At 57.8% G+C, this 16,293-nt stretch carries 14 protein-coding genes; 6 read left to right on the top strand and 8 right to left on the bottom strand.

Going from position 1 to position 16,293, the window contains the following annotated elements; all coding sequences use genetic code 11:
• Nucleotides 1-43 precede the first annotated feature (43 nt).
• Nucleotides 44-1,324 carry a voltage-gated ClC-type chloride channel ClcB gene (gene clcB / locus ACUTQW_RS04520; RefSeq protein WP_037430857.1) on the top strand — a complete coding sequence of 427 codons (1,281 nt, stop codon included), beginning with the start codon at nucleotides 44-46 and terminating at the stop codon, nucleotides 1,322-1,324.
• Here clcB and bioD read toward each other — a convergent pair.
• From bioD to ACUTQW_RS04505, 3 genes are all read right to left on the bottom strand, one after another.
• Nucleotides 1,321-1,992 carry a dethiobiotin synthase gene (bioD, locus tag ACUTQW_RS04515; RefSeq protein WP_004944013.1) on the bottom strand — a complete coding sequence of 224 codons (672 nt, stop codon included), beginning with the start codon at nucleotides 1,990-1,992 and terminating at the stop codon, nucleotides 1,321-1,323. The genes clcB and bioD overlap by 4 nt on opposite strands.
• 146 nt (nucleotides 1,993-2,138) lie before the next feature.
• Nucleotides 2,139-3,356 (bottom strand): sugar metabolism global transcriptional regulator Mlc, encoded by a 1,218-nt coding sequence (gene mlc, locus ACUTQW_RS04510; RefSeq protein ID WP_004944010.1) that lies wholly within the window; start codon nucleotides 3,354-3,356, stop codon nucleotides 2,139-2,141.
• Between the two features lie 158 nt (nucleotides 3,357-3,514).
• Nucleotides 3,515-4,405: a LysR family transcriptional regulator gene (locus tag ACUTQW_RS04505; RefSeq protein WP_006325015.1), complete on the bottom strand. Its 891-nt coding sequence runs from the start codon at nucleotides 4,403-4,405 to the stop codon at nucleotides 3,515-3,517.
• A 149-nt stretch (nucleotides 4,406-4,554) separates the two neighbouring features.
• Between ACUTQW_RS04505 and ACUTQW_RS04500 the strand changes: the two genes are divergently transcribed.
• Both ACUTQW_RS04500 and tus read left to right on the top strand, forming a co-directional pair.
• Nucleotides 4,555-5,820: an MFS transporter gene (locus ACUTQW_RS04500; protein WP_235196208.1), complete on the top strand. Its 1,266-nt coding sequence runs from the start codon at nucleotides 4,555-4,557 to the stop codon at nucleotides 5,818-5,820.
• A gap of 160 nt (nucleotides 5,821-5,980) precedes the next feature.
• Nucleotides 5,981-6,919: a DNA replication terminus site-binding protein gene (gene tus / locus ACUTQW_RS04495; protein ID WP_020438966.1), complete on the top strand. Its 939-nt coding sequence runs from the start codon at nucleotides 5,981-5,983 to the stop codon at nucleotides 6,917-6,919.
• Here tus and ACUTQW_RS04490 read toward each other — a convergent pair.
• The 3 genes from ACUTQW_RS04490 to ACUTQW_RS04480 form a co-directional block, all read right to left on the bottom strand.
• Nucleotides 6,909-7,277, bottom strand: a complete 369-nt coding sequence (locus ACUTQW_RS04490; protein ID WP_037432828.1) for a VOC family protein — start codon at nucleotides 7,275-7,277, stop codon at nucleotides 6,909-6,911. The genes tus and ACUTQW_RS04490 overlap by 11 nt on opposite strands.
• 93 nt (nucleotides 7,278-7,370) lie before the next feature.
• Complete coding sequence (locus tag ACUTQW_RS04485; protein WP_020438964.1) at nucleotides 7,371-8,060, bottom strand: helix-turn-helix transcriptional regulator; 690 nt, start codon at nucleotides 8,058-8,060, stop codon at nucleotides 7,371-7,373.
• 1 nt (nucleotide 8,061) lies between these two features.
• Complete coding sequence (locus ACUTQW_RS04480; RefSeq protein ID WP_006325006.1) at nucleotides 8,062-8,952, bottom strand: LysR family transcriptional regulator; 891 nt, start codon at nucleotides 8,950-8,952, stop codon at nucleotides 8,062-8,064.
• 100 nt (nucleotides 8,953-9,052) lie between these two features.
• Between ACUTQW_RS04480 and ACUTQW_RS04475 the strand changes: the two genes are divergently transcribed.
• Nucleotides 9,053-9,721, top strand: a complete 669-nt coding sequence (locus ACUTQW_RS04475; protein ID WP_232808037.1) for a peroxiredoxin-like family protein — start codon at nucleotides 9,053-9,055, stop codon at nucleotides 9,719-9,721.
• A gap of 61 nt (nucleotides 9,722-9,782) precedes the next feature.
• Here ACUTQW_RS04475 and fumC read toward each other — a convergent pair whose 3' ends face one another.
• Complete coding sequence (fumC, locus tag ACUTQW_RS04470; RefSeq protein WP_198640353.1) at nucleotides 9,783-11,180, bottom strand: class II fumarate hydratase; 1,398 nt, start codon at nucleotides 11,178-11,180, stop codon at nucleotides 9,783-9,785.
• Nucleotides 11,181-12,188: 1,008 nt separating this feature from the next.
• Between fumC and manA the strand changes: the two genes are divergently transcribed.
• Both manA and ACUTQW_RS04460 read left to right on the top strand, forming a co-directional pair.
• Entirely contained in the window at nucleotides 12,189-13,367 is a 1,179-nt protein-coding gene (manA, locus tag ACUTQW_RS04465) for a mannose-6-phosphate isomerase (RefSeq protein ID WP_006325003.1), read from the top strand.
• Between the two features lie 143 nt (nucleotides 13,368-13,510).
• A complete protein-coding gene (locus ACUTQW_RS04460; RefSeq protein ID WP_006325002.1) occupies nucleotides 13,511-15,034 on the top strand; it encodes a YdgA family protein in 1,524 nt (507 codons plus the stop codon).
• Nucleotides 15,035-15,079: 45 nt separating this feature from the next.
• Here ACUTQW_RS04460 and ACUTQW_RS04455 read toward each other — a convergent pair whose 3' ends face one another.
• Nucleotides 15,080-16,237, bottom strand: a complete 1,158-nt coding sequence (locus tag ACUTQW_RS04455; protein ID WP_020438963.1) for a serine hydrolase domain-containing protein — start codon at nucleotides 16,235-16,237, stop codon at nucleotides 15,080-15,082.
• Between the last annotated feature and the right edge of the window lie 56 nt (nucleotides 16,238-16,293).

Here is a 16,293-nt window from a genome sequence, read left to right as displayed (position 1 = left end):
TGCCCAACTGAACCTTTCATTTTTCTCACGATTTTACCGCCTCATGAAACGATGGGTCCACTTGCATCACTACCGCGCCCTGCTGCGCCGCCTGTTTATCGCCATATTTCTGGGCATTGCCGCCGCGTTGGTCGTTTGGCTGTTTCACCGTGCCATGCTCGGGTTGGAGTGGGCGTTGCTCGATCACGAAGATGGCAGCCTGGTGGCCGCCGCCGCCGCATTACCGGGCTGGCGCAGAGCCTTGACTCCGGCCCTGGGCGGCCTGGCGGCAGGTTTGTTGCTGTGGGTTTATCAGCGTTATCAGCATCAGCGGCAAATAGCGCCCACCGATTATATGGAAGCGATAGAAACCGGCGACGGACGGCTCGATGTCAGCGCCAGCCTGGTGAAATGCCTGGCTTCATTGCTGGTGGTATCCAGCGGCAGCGCCATCGGCCGCGAAGGCGCGATGATCCTGCTGGCGGCGCTGGTGGGATCGGTATTTGCCCAACGCTTCACCCATGAGAAAGAGTGGAAACTGTGGGTGGCCTGCGGTGCGGCCGCCGGTATGGCCAGCGCCTATCACGCGCCGCTGGCGGGCAGCCTGTTTATCGCCGAAATTCTGTTTGGCACTCTGATGCTGGCTTCGCTCGGCCCGGTGGTGATTGCCGCCGTCAGCGCGCTGCTGGTGACCAATTTGCTCAACGGTGGCCAGGCGCCGCTGTATCTGGTGGAACCGCTGCCTGCGCCCTGGCCGGTGCAATATCTGTTGATGGCGCTGCTCGGGATACTGGCCGGTATCTGCGGCCCGCTGTTTCTGTGGACGATGTCGGCTTCCGGCCATGCGTTCCGCTCGCTGCGCCTGACGCCGCCGCTGCAGCTGGCGCTGGGCGGATTCATTGTTGGTTTACTGTCGCTGCTGTTTCCTGAAGTGTGGGGCAATGGCTACAGCGTGGTGCAGTCTCTGCTCAGCACGCCGCCCGGCGTATTGCTGGTTGGCGCCATTTTGATCTGCAAACTGCTGGCGGTGCTTGCCAGCAGCGGTTCCGGCGCGCCTGGCGGCGTGTTCACCCCAACGCTGTTTGTCGGGGCGGCGCTGGGCTCGCTGGTTGGGCAACTGTGCGCCACCTGGCCCGAACTGGGCGCGGCCGTACCCTTGCTGATGGCGTTGACCGGCATGGCGACTCTGTTGGCCGCCACTACTCACGCGCCGATCATGGCCGCACTGATGGTGTTTGAGATGACCGGCGAATACACGTTGTTGCCCGGTATCCTGCTGGCCTGCGTGATCGCCACCACCGTGTCGCGTGGCTTGCGCTCAGTGTCGGTCTATCACAACGCCTAACGGTTCAACAGCGCGGAGATATCGAGATAGTGCGCCAGCTCGCGCTGCTCGGCGCGGGGCAGATAAGGGATTTCACCCAACAGCGGCGCAGGGATGCGTTGACGCAAGGCTTCAATGGTTTCTGCGTAATGCGCCAGCCCCGGGTTAATCCGGTTCGCAACCCATCCCAGCAAAGGTAAGCCGTCATTAATGATCGACTGCGCCGTTAACAAGGCGTGGCTGACGCAGCCCAGCTTGATCCCCACCACCAATACCACCGGCAATTGCTCCTGGATCACCCACTCGGCGTAGGGACGCAGATCGTTCATCAGCACACGCCAACCGCCACTGCCCTCCACGACCACGGTGTCGGCTCTGGCGGACAAACTCTGCAACCCGCTGCTCATCACGCCGTAGTTGATATCCTCGGTGGCATGGGCGTGAAACACCTCATCCAGACAGGTGATGGGATTAATTTCCTCGTACGACAGCGGCAGGGTCGAAGACGCCTGTAAAACCAAAGCGTCTTTATTGCGAATGCCTTCGCTGGTTTCCTGACAACGCGCCGCGATCGGCTTATAGCCGGCTACCGAACGGCCCTGCGCGGCGAGCGCCTGCAGCAAGGCGCGGGAAACCACGGTTTTACCGACGTCGGTATCCGTGCCTGTTACAAATAAACGCTTTAACATGTTTTAATTGCCCCGAAATGCTCCATAAATCCAAATATCGCCGCAATAAGGCGAAGGAGACGAACGGGAAAATTTTAGGGGATGCTGAGCGTACGGGGCTTGAGGTAGCGCAATCTTTTGTCGTTAAACGATAAGTATTACTGATACTACCCTTGCAACAGTTGCACCAACAGCGAACCGTTGTACAAGGCTTCCTTCACCAGTGCGGCCCCGGGCATGGTGCCTTTGTTGAAGAACTGGGTAGATTCTACCTGTACATGGTCGCTGTAAGCCGGCAACGACTGCTGACGAATGCAAGAGGCGATGGCCGGATGCAGGATTTCTGCCGCACGATTCAGCGGTGAGCCGACCAGGATTTTTTCAGGGTTGAACAAGTTGACCATGATCGCCAGGATACGCCCCACGCTGTGGCCCACGCCGAGGATGATGTCTTTGGCCAGTTGATCGCCCGCCAGCGCAGCATCGCACAGGGATTCAGCCGTCAGCGGCGCGCCGTGCAGGCTGGAGCTCATGGAGGTCGCGAGACGCTGCTGGGCGATCTCCAGGATGTTTTCAATACTGGCGACGGTTTCCAGACAACCGTGGTTGCCGCAGTAACAGCGTTTTCCGTAAGGATCGACCTGCGTATGACCAATCTCTACCACGCTGTGGCTGCCGCCGTGCAGCACCCGCCCGCCGGTGATCACACCCGCCCCGACGTTGTGGTCGATCACCACCTGAATCACGTTCTGGCTGCCGCGCGAGGCGCCATACAGCGCTTCGGCCATGGTCCAGGCGCTGATATCGTGCTGCAGGTAGACCGGCAGCCCGGTGCGGGTTTCCAGCGCGGGCCCCAGCGGCATGTCCACGACATCGTAAAACGGCATACGGTGCACCACGCCGGAGGCCACATCAATCATGCCCGGCAGCGTAATGGCGATCGCCGTCAGCCGCTCAAGTTTGCTTTGATGGCGGATAAAAAATTGGTCAACTTCACTGAGAATGCGTTTTAGCAGCGGTTCAGGGTGTTCGGCATCCAGCGGCAACAGCTCTTCCACCACCAGTTTGCTGCTGAGATCGCGCAGCGCGAGCGTAATGGTGCCGCGGCTGATACGAGCGGAAAGGTAATGCCAGGCTTCGGTGTCCAGTACCAGCCCGACCGCCGGCCGCCCACGGCTGCCGACTTCCTGATATTCGTTTTCTTTAACCAGATGCGCTTCCAGCAGCTCACGCACGATTTTGGTGATGCTGGCGGGGGCGAGCTGCGCGCGTTTTGACAGTTCGATGCGCGAAATTGGGCCCAGTTGATCGATTAACCGATAAACTGCCCCTGCATTTGTTTGTTTGATTTGATCGATATGCCCAGGCTGCCCAACAGCAATCACAAACCTGCTCCTACTATTTTTCGCGCTTCTAAATAAAGACTAGAGGCTATGGTGGGGCTTTTGTAATACAGCGTCAACTATTTGATTCGTTATGTGATTTGCCGCACAAATTCGCCCCGCTTTCGCTGCGGATTGCGTTTTATTTGCGCAGCACTCCGTCACGGCAGCAGCAGTGCCATCAGCGATTTGGCCGCGGCGGTCAGCGCCCTTTGGCGGTGATGCACCAACCAGACTTCGGTCATCGCCTCCGGTTCCGCCAGCGGCAGGTATTTCACCCCATCGACTTTCACCCGGCCAAAAGACGCCGGCAAAATAGAAATACCCAGCCCGGAAGACACCAGGCCGATGATGGTCATCGCTTCACCGACTTCCTGGGTAATATAAGGCGTGATCCCCGCTTTGGCCAACAGCGACAGGATTTCGTCATGCAGCGCCGTACCTACCTCTCGCGAGAAAAACACAAAGGGTTCTTCCGCCAGATGCTGGAAACGCAAGGTGCCGGGCGCAACATGGGTCAGCGGATGCCCTTCCGGCACCACCGCGACCAGTGGCTCGCACAGCAACAGTTGATGCTTCAGCACTTCCGGCAAGCGCGTATTGCGCATCACGCCCAGATCCAACTCGCCGTTGAGCAGCGGTTCGATCTGTTGCTTGGTGTTCACTTCACGCATTTTTATATGCACGTGCGGGTGCTGTTGGCGGTAAGCTCGCAAACTGCGCGATACCACGCTGATAAACGGCGCCGAAGAGGTGAAACCAATGGTCAACTCGCCCAGTTCCCCACGCTCCAGTCGCGCGGCCTTCTCCGCCGCACGGCTGACCTGATCGAGCACCTGATAAGCCTCTTTCAGGAACATTTCTCCCGCCTGCGTCAGGCTGACATTGCGGTTGTTGCGCGCCAACAAACGCGCGCCGACCATTTCCTCCAACGCCTGGATTTGCTGGCTGAGCGGCGGTTGCGAAATGCGCAGACGTTCCGCCGCACGACCGAAATGCAGCTCTTCCGCCACGGCGACAAAATAGCGCAGGTGTCTCAGTTCGATATTCATACTTTAAACGTCTTAATTTGAATTATTAATATATTAGACAAAAAACTGAGCTCTCCCTATCATTTTGTTAACCCATGATGTGCTGATTTAAATCTCCCGACGTTCGGTAAGGAAAGACTGTGACAACCCCTGTGCGTTCTGCGGCTAGTATGCCGTCGACGCTGGCCGCCAACGACGAGGCGGCTGCTGCGCCAAAAGCCAAACGCTCCACCCTGAATAAACTCCCTTATATCGAACGCGGAACGCCGCAGTTTATGCGCGTTACCCTGGCGCTGTTTTCCGCCGGGTTGGCTACTTTCGCCCTGCTGTACTGCGTGCAGCCGATCCTGCCGGTTCTGTCGCAAGACTTTGGCATCTCGCCGGCGGGAAGCAGCCTGTCGCTGTCGGCGTCCACCGGCCTGCTGGCACTCGGCCTGATGTTTACCGGCCCGCTGTCCGATGCCATCGGCCGTAAATCGGTGATGGTGGTGGCGCTGTTGCTGGCGGCAATATGCACCCTGATTTGCGCCTTTATGACCAGTTGGCACGGTATTTTGCTGATGCGCGCGCTGATTGGGCTGTCGCTGAGCGGCGTGGCCGCCGTTGGCATGACTTACCTCAGCGAAGAAATCCACCCCAGCTTTGTCGCCTTTTCGATGGGGCTTTACATCAGCGGTAACTCCATCGGCGGCATGAGCGGCCGCCTGGTAACCGGGGTGCTGACCGATTTCTTCTCCTGGCGCGTGTCGCTGGCGGTGATCGGGTTGTTCGCGCTGGCCGCAGCCTGCATGTTCTGGCGTATTCTGCCCGCCTCTACGCATTTTCGCGCCAGTTCGCTGCGCCCGCGTACCCTGCTGATTAACTTCAGGCTGCATTGGCACGACAAGGGCCTGCCGCTGCTGTTTGCCGAAGGTTTTCTGCTGATGGGCAGCTTTGTCACCCTGTTCAACTACATTGGCTACCGCCTGCTGTCCGATCCTTATCACCTCAGCCAGGCGATTGTCGGCCTGTTGTCGGTGGTGTATCTGACCGGCTCTTACAGCTCACCGAAAGCTGGCGCAATGACGTCTCGTTTCGGCCGTGGCCCGGTTCTGCTGGCTTCGATCCTGATTATGCTGATCGGTATCCTGATTACCGCACTGGCACCGGTAGCGGTTATTTTTATCGGCATGATGCTGTTTACCGCCGGTTTCTTTGCCGCTCATTCGGTTGCCAGCAGTTGGATCGGCCGTCGGGCGCGGCGCGCCAAAGGCCAGGCGTCTTCTCTTTATCTGTTCTGCTATTACGTCGGTTCCAGCGTCGCCGGTACGCTCGGCGGCGTGTTCTGGCACAGTTTCGGCTGGAGCGGTGTGGTGGCGTTTATCAGCGTGATGCTGCTGCTGGCTCTGCTGGTAGTGCACTATCTGAAGAAACTGCCGGAAGCGGCGCGCGTCTGACCCCTCTCCTTGCCGCCTGCCTGTACGCAGAAGCAGGCGGCAACCTTAATTCCCCTGCCAGGCTGGACCACTGGGGGCCTGCTGTTATCGCTGTGGCCGAGGTTGCCCTTTCGTTTGCCGTTCTCTTATTGTATGTTGTAACTAAAATACGAGGTGAATGATGGATAAATACGGTCTAATCGGCAGAATGAATGCGTGTTTCACCGAGCTGGAGCAGGCTCTGGCCGCGCTCCACCAGCAGATCCTCCCGCTGCGACTGCTGGCGGCACGGGTGTTCAGCCTGCCGGAAATCGAGAAAGGCAAAGAGCACGCGGCGGTGGAGCAAATCGCCGTCGAGCAGCATGTCGGCCAGGCGGCGCGCGACCTCGCACTGGAACACTACCAGCGGCTGTTTATCCATCACAATAAACACAATGTCAGCAGCAAGGCGGCGGTACGCTTGCCCGGCGTGATCTGTCTGGCCGTGGAATTGCCGCAATACCAGGCATTGCAGGCGCAGATCGCCCTGATTAATCGGCTGAAGGCCGAACTGGAGCAGATTATCACCGTCGAGTCGGGCCTGGCGCCGGAGCAGCGGTTTGATTTCGTCCACACTCACCTGCATGGCCTGATCACCCTCAGCGCCTATCGCGCCATCACCGCCCTGAGCAATCCTGATTCGGTCCGCTTCGGCTGGGCCAATAAACACATTATCAAAAACGTGAAACGCGACGATATCTTGGCTCAGTTGGAAAAGAGCCTGAAGGCCGGGCGCGCCGTGCCGCCACATAATCGCGAGCAGTGGGCCGAATTGGTTAGCCGAGAGATCGATGACGTCAGCCGCCTGCCGCAACAGGCGGTGCTGAAAATCAAACGCCCGGTGAAGGTACAGCCGATCGCCCGGGTGTGGTATCAGGAGCAGCAAAAACAGGTGCAACACCCCTGTCCGCTGCCGCTGATCGCCCTGTGCCAGGAGGAAAGCGGCGCGCAAGTGCCGAAGATTGGCGAACTGCTTAATTACGACGCCGCAACGGTCAAGCACAAGTACAAACCGGATGCCAAACCGCTGCGGCTACTGGTCAAACGGCTACATCTGTATACCGACGCAGCTACAGGCTGAGCGCGTAGCCCCGCAGGCGGTGGCCGTCCGGATCGGTGGCGACGAAGGTATAACCGAAATCGAGCGACACCGGTTGCTGGATAATCTCCACCCCCAGCTCACGCCACTGCTGACAAAGCGCGTCTACTTGCTGCGGGTGCTCGCACAGAAAACCAATCTCACCGCCACCACCGGCAGCCGTTGCGGCAGGTTCTACGGTATGCTTCGACCACATCGCCAGTTTGAAGCCGTTACTCAGTACAAACAGCGCGAAGGTGGGTGAAAGCTCCACCGGCTCCCGCCCCAGTAACCGGCGATAGAAAACGACGCTTTTTTCCGGGCTATCGACGTAAAGCAGAGTCATGTTTGGGGTTGTCATCAGACTGTCCTCATGGCTGAAGGGAACCGGCGGTTCCCGATAGCGATAAATTAGCCCGCCCTGCTGACAGTTTTTGGCAGTAGTGATTATTGTTTACTGGGGAGTAATGCCTTGAATTTCATACCACTCTTTCAACAGCACGCGGCGGCCGCGTGGGTAGCGCTGTGCCAGCGGCGTAGCCAGACGGATACGATCGAGGCGGAAATGGCGGAACTCCTGGCGCAGCTCGCACCAGGCGACCAGCATGCGTGCCTGTTCAAAATAACCAAGCGCGAACGGCCACAAAATACGCTCGCTGATTTTGCCGGCAAGATCGCAATAATTTACGGCGAGCTTGCGCTCCTGGCGGATAACATCACGGATCAGCATCACCGTTTCGTCCGCCACCTGAGCCACGTCTATCGGGCCAATCAACAGGGTGTTCGCCTCCAGTTCATCGCGCAGCGCGGCGGGCAGAACGTCGGCAATTTTCGCCAGCGCATTATTCGCCGCGCCGGCCAATTGGGTGTCGCCACGCCGCCCTACCCAGCGCATTCCCAGCACCAGCGCTTCGATTTCCTGCGGCGAGAACATCAGCGGCGGCAGCATAAAACCGGGCCGCAACACATAACCCACCCCCGCCTCCCCGACGATCTCCGCCCCCTGCTGTTGCAACGTGGCGATATCGCGGTACAGCGTGCGCATGCTGATGTTCATTTCCTGCGCCAGCGCATGGCCGGCGACCGGATAACGATGACGTCGCAGGATCTGCATCAGATCCAGTAAACGTTCGGTACGTGACATGTCATGACTCCCTGCACAAGGCTTGCTGGACTACATCGGCGAATGCCCTGGCTTTGGCGGGGGCGAAATGGCCGCCAGGAAAAACGGCCCAGAGTTCTAACGGCGGCAATTGCCAGTCGGTCATGACCTTCATAACGGCCCCACTTTGCAATTCACTGCGAAACAGCCCTTCGCCGGCCACGGTGGCGCCAAATCCAGACAGCACCAACTCGCGCAAGCATTCGGCGGCATTGACCCGCATTCGCCCCTGTAAACGCAGCGCGCGGGTTTCACCCTGCCGGCTGAATGACCAATTTTCAGCGCCGCTGCGGCGTTGATAGACCACCATTTCATGCTGCGCCAAATCTTCGGGCCGCAGAGGAACGCCTGCGGAGGAAAAGTAAGCTGGGGTCCCCATGACGCACTGCTCTATTTCACCCAACTTGCGAGCGGTAAAGGACGAGTCGTCCAGGCTACCGGTGCAAAGCGCGATATCCACACCTTCTTCTATCAGTGACAGGTTGCCGTCATCCAGCAACAGATCGATCCCCAAACGGGGATTGGCTTGCAGGAAAGCGGTCAAATCGGGCAAAGCGACTATTCGGGCAAATACCGCCGCGGAGGAGACCCGCAGCCTGCCGCTTAGGCCCGCCCCACCTTCCCGAACCAAGGATTCCGTTTCCGCCAGTTCATTCAGGATACGTTTCGCCCGTTGATAAAGTTGTTGGCCGGCATCCGTGGGCCGCAGCCCGTGCGTAGAACGCAGCATCAATCGCGTATTCAACTGTTGCTCGAGCCGGGCCACGGTTTTTGAAACCGCCGGTTGCCCTACGTTCAATCTGCGGGCGGCGGCGGTGAAGGACTCCGTTTCGCACACGCAGATAAAGGTTTCCAAATCAGAAAATTTGCCCACATCATTCCTTAAGGGAATAACCATTAGCGTTTTTGGCAGTCTACACTGGCCGTTAAGGAATGGGCAAGATGGCGATAATAAGTCCCCCCCAACAGGAGCCATGATGAAACTTCAGGACAAACTCGACGCTTTCAAGGCTGAATTTGAAGCCGGTAAATTGCCCTTCACGCTGGAGGCACAGGATCATGAGCTGATGCGCCGCGCAATAAATGAACTTAACGCCACGGGCGCCGCTGCACGAGCGTTGAAATGCGGGGATACAGCCCCCGCGTTTGAGTTACCGGATGCGGACAATACGCGCTTGTCTTCCCACGATCTTCTGGCGAATGGGCCGTTGATTATCAGCTTCTTTCGCGGCGCGTGGTGCCCTTACTGCAACATCGAACTACAGGCGCTGGAAGCCGCTCAGCCGGAATTGAGATCCCGCCAGGCGCAGCTAGTGGCCATTTCCCCCCAGACGACGCGCGGCAACCGCCAATCAATCCGCGACAATGCGCTTACCTTTCCTTTGCTTAGCGATCATGGCAATCGACTGGCCGCACTTTTCGGGCTAAGTTACAGGCTGCCGGACAATCTGCGCGACCTGTATTTCAACCGACTCAATCTCGATTTAACCCGGTTAAATCAGGACGACAGCGGCACGCTCCCGATGCCGGCACGCTATGTCATCGCCCAGGATGGCCGAATCCTTTATGCCGAAGTGAATGCCGATTACACCCGTCGGCCAGATCCGCTGGAGCTGCTGCCGGTGCTCGACGCTTTACGCTGATACCGAAAGGGGCGCAGTCATGAATGAACTGCGCCCCTTGGTGACGATCAAAGGTGGGAGGTTACTTCTTCATGCTGCCGACCATTTCTTCCGGGCGCACCCATTGATCGAATTGCTGCTCGGTCAGGTAACCGAGTTTCAGCGCTGCGGCTTTTAGCGTCAGCCCTTCTTTATGCGCTTTCTTGGCGATTTCCGCCGCTTTGTCATAGCCGATATGGGTATTCAAAGCGGTAACCAGCATCAAAGATTCGTTCAACAACTGGCTAATACGATCGCGGTTGGGTTCGATGCCCACCGCGCAGTGCTCATTAAAGCCCTGCATGCCGTCGGCCAGCAGCCGGATAGACTGCAGATAGTTGTGGATCACCATCGGACGGAACACGTTCAGCTCAAAGTTACCGGAGGCGCCGCCGATATTCACCGCCACGTCGTTGCCCAGCACCTGAGCGCACAGCATGGTCATCGCCTCGCACTGGGTCGGGTTGACCTTGCCCGGCATGATGGAGCTGCCCGGTTCGTTTTCCGGGATGGAAATTTCGCCGATGCCGCAGCGCGGGCCGGAGGACAACCAACGCACATCGTTGGCGATTTTCATTAATGAGGCCGCCAGCCCTTTCAGCGCGCCGTGCCCATGCACCAACGCATCGCAGGTCGCCAAGGCTTCAAATTTGTTGGGTGCGGTAAGGAACGGCTGGCGGGTCAAGTCGGCCAGCGCCCTGGCGACGCGCACCGCATATTCAGGATGGGTGTTCAGCCCGGTACCCACCGCCGTGCCGCCCAACGCCAGCTCGCAAATGTGCGGAATGCTGGCTTCAATGTGCTGCAAATTATGTTGCAGCATCGCCGCCCAGCCGGAAATTTCCTGGCCTAGCGTCAACGGCGTGGCGTCCTGCAGATGGGTGCGGCCGATTTTGACGATATCGCGGAAGGCTTCCGCTTTGTCGCTCAGCGTTTTGTGCAGCACTTTCAGTTCGGGGATCAGATGTTCGCGCACCGCTATCACCGCCGCCACATGCATCGCGGTCGGGAACACGTCGTTGGAGCTCTGGCTCTTGTTGACGTCATCGTTCGGGTGCACGCGCCGCTCTTCGCCGCGTACCCCGCCCAACAGCTCGCTGGCGCGGTTGGCCAGCACTTCGTTCATGTTCATGTTGGTCTGGGTACCGGAACCGGTTTGCCAGATCGACAGAGGGAATTCGTCCGGGTGTTTGTCCGCCAACACCTCATCGGCGGCGTTGATGATGGCTTCAGCGCGTTCCGCAGGCAACAGCCCCAGATCCCGATTTACCCCGGCGGCGGCGCGTTTGGTCAGCGCCAGTGCATGAATCAATGCCGTCGGCATCTTTTCGGAAGAAATGCGAAAATGCGCCAGAGAACGCTGCGTTTGTGCGCCCCATAGCCGATCGGCCGGCACTTCGATGGGCCCCATGGAGTCTTTTTCAATACGAACGGCTGCCATCACTGTCTCCTTAGTACAATTCCTAAAAATGTACGATTACGCCAACGCGCTCAAGCCCGTCGGCACGCCCATTCAGTATAGTGACATAATAACTATTCGCATTAAGAGAGTTGCCTCACAGCATTTTTTCTCCATTGTCTTTTTTATTGCATGGCTATTATTTCGTTGCCGTTTCCCTCCTGTGCCCTGCCTGCGCTTCATTAACGCGCCAATACAATAAAAATCACCATCGGACGCTCGGTTCAGGTATTTTCGCTAATCTGTCACTATTTAGTGATGATGCTGATTGTAGGCATTAATCCTTTCATCTTGCAGATGATTGATTTCATCATAAGCATCCTGCCGTTCGTTATGACGATATATCCCTACGCCGACCGCCGCGACGGGGTGAGTTACCCTCGGTGCCGCGGTGACCGCAACCGGCGCCTGCGCCCATAACCAATAATAATTTTCATCAGTGCCTCAGCGTTTAAATAGCCATAATCAAAAGAATCCATTTAATTGCGCGCGCTGTATAGCGGCACTGTTTTCCGATTTAAGCCCCATGTGTGGTTGCCAATAAAAAAACCACATAATGATGATATAAATATTCAGTGAGTAATAATTCACGTCAACATTCACACATTGAAATATAACGGTGTGAAATAACGTCAAAATGGCCTTTGGCGTTTCCATTAATAGCCAGAGCAAAAACTGCCGATGCAACACCCTCTTCACAATCCCTTTCTACCGGCGTTTTTTTACCCGCCCGCAACCCCGTCGAACCGCCAGAGGCATTTGTGACGCTTATTGTTATCACGTTATACTTCGCCAATACCGAACAGCAGCGCGTTGCAAATGTTATTTACCCCCGGAAGGACGCAAGTGCACCCCTTGTTTGATCGCGCACCTGATTGAGCGCCATCGGATGAGCGTATGATGGGTGCGCAGAGTCTGCTTGTTTTAGCCTTATAATCAGTCAGCTACTCCCCGCCACTTTGGCGGCGAACGCAAAGGATGTTTATCAAGATGCAAAAAATGACCAACGCGGTGCAAAACTATGCATGGGGCAGTCACGACGCCTTAACCCGGCTGTATGGCATCGCCAACCCGCAGGGGCAACCGATGGCGGAGCTGTGGATGGGCGCTCACCCGAAGAGCAGCTCCCGCGTGGCGGATGCCAAGGGCAATTTGCGCTCGCTGCGCGACCTCATTGATGAAGACCAACCCAAACAGCTGGGCGCCGACGTTGCCCGCCGCTTTGGCGAACTGCCGTTCCTGTTCAAAGTACTGTGCGCCGATCAGCCGCTGTCGATCCAGGTACACCCCAGCAAGTCCGCCGCCGTTGTCGGTTTTGCCAAAGAAAACGCCGCCGGCGTTCCGCTGGATGCGGCCGAGCGCAATTATAAAGACCCAAACCACAAACCGGAGCTGGTGTTTGCGCTGACCCCGTTCCTGGCGATGAACGGCTTCCGCGAGCTGTCCGACATCGTTTCTCTGCTGCAGCCGATTGCCGGTGCGCACCATGATATCGCCGCCTTCCTGCAACAACCGGACGTCGCTCACCTGTCAACGCTGTTTGCCAGCCTGCTGGCGATGAGCGGTGAGCAGAAGTCGCTGGCGCTCGGGGTGCTGAAAGCCGCGCTGAACAACCAACAAGGCGAACCCTGGAATACCCTGCGCTTTATCGCCGGTTTCTACCCGGACGACAGCGGCCTGTTCTCGCCGCTGCTGTTGAATGTGGTGCAGCTCAAACCGGGCGAAGCGATGTTCCTGTATGCCGAAACACCGCATGCGTACCTGAAAGGCGTGGCGCTGGAAGTCATGGCCAACTCGGACAACGTGCTGCGCGCCGGTCTGACGCCCAAGTTTATCGATATTCCTGAATTGCTGGCTAATCTGCAGTTCCGTCCGCAGCCGGTTTCCGGCCTGCTGACCCAACCGGAAAAACGCGGCGATGAGCTGTTCTTCCCGATCCCGGTCGAGGATTTTGCCTTCTCGCTGCACGATCTTTCCGCGGCATCGCAGACGCTGGCGCAAAACAGCGCGGCCATCGTGTTCTGCGTCGAAGGCGAAGCGGTGCTGGAAAAACAGGGGCAGCAACTGGCGCTGAAGCCGGGTGAGTCCTGCTTTATCGGCGCTTTCGAGTCCCCGGTCAGCGTTAGCGGTTCAGGCCGAATCGCGCGCGTTTATAATCTGTTGCCGTAGTCACTCGGTAAATTTCAGCAAATTAGTTGCTAAAAAGAGTGGGTTACCTTCACAATTAAACGCCTGCGGGCGTTTTTTTGTTGGCCCAAACTTGCCCATCCATCTGTTTGCAACAGATGGCTTAATAAAGGATGAACAGAACTATGAAAAAATCGTTAGTCGCTGTCAGCGTCATTGTGGTTCTTGGCGCGGCATGGACCGGGGCTTCCTGGTACACCGGCAAACTGATCGAGCAACGGATGGGTGAAGTGGTTGATAACGCCAACAGCCAACTGAAAGCCTACCTGCCGAAAGCCGGTGTCAAACTGGGGTATGAAAATTACCAGCGCGGCATTTTCAGCAGTAAAATCCGTTATGTGCTGCGTGCCGACGGCAGCGTCACCACCGACGATGCCGCACTGAAACCCGGCGACGAAGTGGCGTTCCTGGAAACCATCGATCACGGCCCTTTCCCGTTCGCCCAACTGAAAAAATTCAATCTGTTGCCAAGCATGGCCTCGGTGCATACCGAGCTGGAAAACACCCCGGCGACCAAAGGCCTGTTTGACATTACCAAAGGCAAGTCGCTGTTCACCGCCGACTCGCGCATTTCATACAGCGGCGACACCTCGTCGGCCATTGACGTGATCCCGCTGGAATACACCAAAGACAAATCGGCGCTGAAGTTCAGCGGTGCCACCATCAATGCCGATGTCTCGCGCGATATGAAAGCCTTCACCCTGGACGCCAACAGCGACAGCGCCGTGATCAGCGGCCCTAACCAGTTCGGCCAGATCGAACAGGTGACCTTGCAAGGCGCTACGCTGAAGAGCCAGACCCATGCCGGCCAGTTCGATCTCAGCCTCGGCGATCAGAACATGGCGGTGAAGCAGGTCAAGGTTGCCGTTGACGGTAAAGATACCCTGACGCTGGACGGCTTTAACCTGGCGAGCAAGTTCGGCGAGAAAGACAGCAACCTGAACGGCCAGATCGATTACACCATGGATGCGCTGAAGATCCAGAACAGCGACTTCGGTTCCGGCAAGCTGTCGCTGAAAATCGACAAACTGGACGCCAAGTCGCTGAAAGAGTTTGCCGACCGTTACAACCAGCAGGCGCTGGCGATGCTGCAACAGGGCCAACCCGTCGATCCGGTCGCTTACCAGCAGCAAACCACCGATATCTTGCTGCAAAACCTGCCGCTGTTGCTGAAAGGCAATCCAAGCATCAGCATTGCGCCGCTGAGCTGGAAAAACAGCAAGGGTGAAAGCACCTTTACCCTGAATCTGGACCTGTCCGATCCGACGCAGGCCGGCTCCCCGGCACAATCGCCGGACCAGCTGATTGCCCGTTCGGTGAAAAAACTGGACGCCAGCCTGAGCATTCCGGTCGCGATGGCCACCGAAACCACCTCACAGACGGCATTGCTGCAAGGCTATAGCGCGGAAGAAGCGCAAAAGCTGGCACAGCAACAGGTTCAAGGGCTGGCGGCGATGGGCCAGATGTTCAAACTGACCACCCTGAAAGACGACGTGATTGGCAGCAGCTTCCACTACGCCGACAACCAGGTTGATCTGAACGGCAATAAAATGACTCTGCAAGAGTTCATCGGCATGTTCGGCCTGCTGGGTGCACCGGCAGAAGATGAAGCACCGGCTCAGGACGCAGTTCCTGCACCGGCACAGTAAGCAATAAATCGTTGTTTCCCGGGGCTCCTGTACGGAGCCCCGGTTTTATTCCCCTATCCCGTACACCGCATCCCGGATCTGCTGCGGATACGGCCCACACATTCCTTCGAACGCCGTGTTGGTCAACGCCACCACGCTTAACGCCGCCTGCGGATCGTAAAACCAGCTATGACCATACACGCCGCCCCATTGCAGGGTGCCGTTATGCTGCGGCGTGGCCGCCAGTTGCGCATCCGCAAGAACCGCGCCGCCGAAACCAAACCCCCAGCCCGGCCCCTGAACCTCGGCTTCAGCCCCCACGTGCGGCTGGCGCATCAGCGCCACGGTCGCGGGCTGCAAAATGCCGTCACCGCCAGTGCGCAGCGTCTCCACCAGCCGCAGTACGTCGTCGGCGTCACCGACCATGCCGGCACCGGCGGACGGATACGCCTGCCGTTCGAAAGCGCGCGAAGGGGCAAACTCGACGTCAAAACCAAAGCCTTCCGGCAGCGTCAACAGCAGGCCGTCGTGCATCGGTTCCGGGCGTGCGGCACTGTTGTAATAGGCCGTCGCCAGATTGTCGGCATCGGCGGCGTAAAAACCGGTGTTGCCCAACCCCAGCGGCTGCGCAACCCATTCGGTGAACAGCTGCGGCAAAGGTTCGCCCGCCGCCTGCTCCAGTACTGCGCCCAACACATCGATCGCCAGTGAATAATTGAACAGGCTGCCGGGTGCTGCCAACAGTTCCGCCTGCGCCAGCAACTGCAAATTTTGCTCCAGCGTCAGTGACGACAGCTCCATGCCGTCTTTAATGTCCAACCGATGATACGGGCCGTCCGCAGGCTGATTCATGCGGTAATCCAGCCCGGCGGTGTGGCTCAGCAGGTGGCGGATTTTAATCTCCGGGCGGTGACCGTCGGCCAACGCTGGGGTGAACCACGGCAACCAGCGGCTTACTGCATCGTCCAGGCTCAACTTTTGTCGTTCGATCATGCGCATCGCCGCCAGTGTGATGTAAGGCTTGGACACCGACGACAGGCGAAACTGCGTTTCACGCCGCATTGGCCGCTGCAACTCGCGATCGGCATAGCCGGCGGCCCCGGCATAAACCAGTTCGCCCCGTTGCGCCACCAGCACCACGCTACCCACGATGCGCCCTTCGTCGATCGCCCGCTGGCTGACCGCCTGCACTCTTTCTGCTAATGACTGATTCACTGTCGACATGTTTTGTTGTTCTCTCAGAGGAAATAAAATCAGTCTAACGCGTCTATTATAAAATT

This window comes from Serratia sp. TSA_7 (genome assembly GCF_052692135.1).
The sequence above is the reverse complement of the archived record's forward strand: the minus strand, read 5'-3'. Positions and strand labels throughout refer to the sequence as shown.

Bases quoted from the DNA above. Each gene is read 5' to 3' on its own strand.
- clcB (WP_037430857.1), top strand. From the start codon at position 44: ATGAAACGATGGGTCCACTTGCATCACTACCGCGCCCTGCTGCGCCGC.
- bioD (WP_004944013.1), bottom strand. From the start codon at position 1,992: ATGTTAAAGCGTTTATTTGTAACAGGCACGGATACCGACGTCGGTAAA.
- ACUTQW_RS04505 (WP_006325015.1), bottom strand. From the start codon at position 4,405: ATGAATATCGAACTGAGACACCTGCGCTATTTTGTCGCCGTGGCGGAA.
- ACUTQW_RS04500 (WP_235196208.1), top strand. From the start codon at position 4,555: ATGCCGTCGACGCTGGCCGCCAACGACGAGGCGGCTGCTGCGCCAAAA.
- tus (WP_020438966.1), top strand. From the start codon at position 5,981: ATGGATAAATACGGTCTAATCGGCAGAATGAATGCGTGTTTCACCGAG.
- ACUTQW_RS04490 (WP_037432828.1), bottom strand. From the start codon at position 7,277: ATGACAACCCCAAACATGACTCTGCTTTACGTCGATAGCCCGGAAAAA.
- ACUTQW_RS04485 (WP_020438964.1), bottom strand. From the start codon at position 8,060: ATGTCACGTACCGAACGTTTACTGGATCTGATGCAGATCCTGCGACGT.
- ACUTQW_RS04475 (WP_232808037.1), top strand. From the start codon at position 9,053: ATGATGAAACTTCAGGACAAACTCGACGCTTTCAAGGCTGAATTTGAA.
- fumC (WP_198640353.1), bottom strand. From the start codon at position 11,180: ATGGCAGCCGTTCGTATTGAAAAAGACTCCATGGGGCCCATCGAAGTG.
- manA (WP_006325003.1), top strand. From the start codon at position 12,189: ATGCAAAAAATGACCAACGCGGTGCAAAACTATGCATGGGGCAGTCAC.
- ACUTQW_RS04460 (WP_006325002.1), top strand. From the start codon at position 13,511: ATGAAAAAATCGTTAGTCGCTGTCAGCGTCATTGTGGTTCTTGGCGCG.
- ACUTQW_RS04455 (WP_020438963.1), bottom strand. From the start codon at position 16,237: ATGTCGACAGTGAATCAGTCATTAGCAGAAAGAGTGCAGGCGGTCAGC.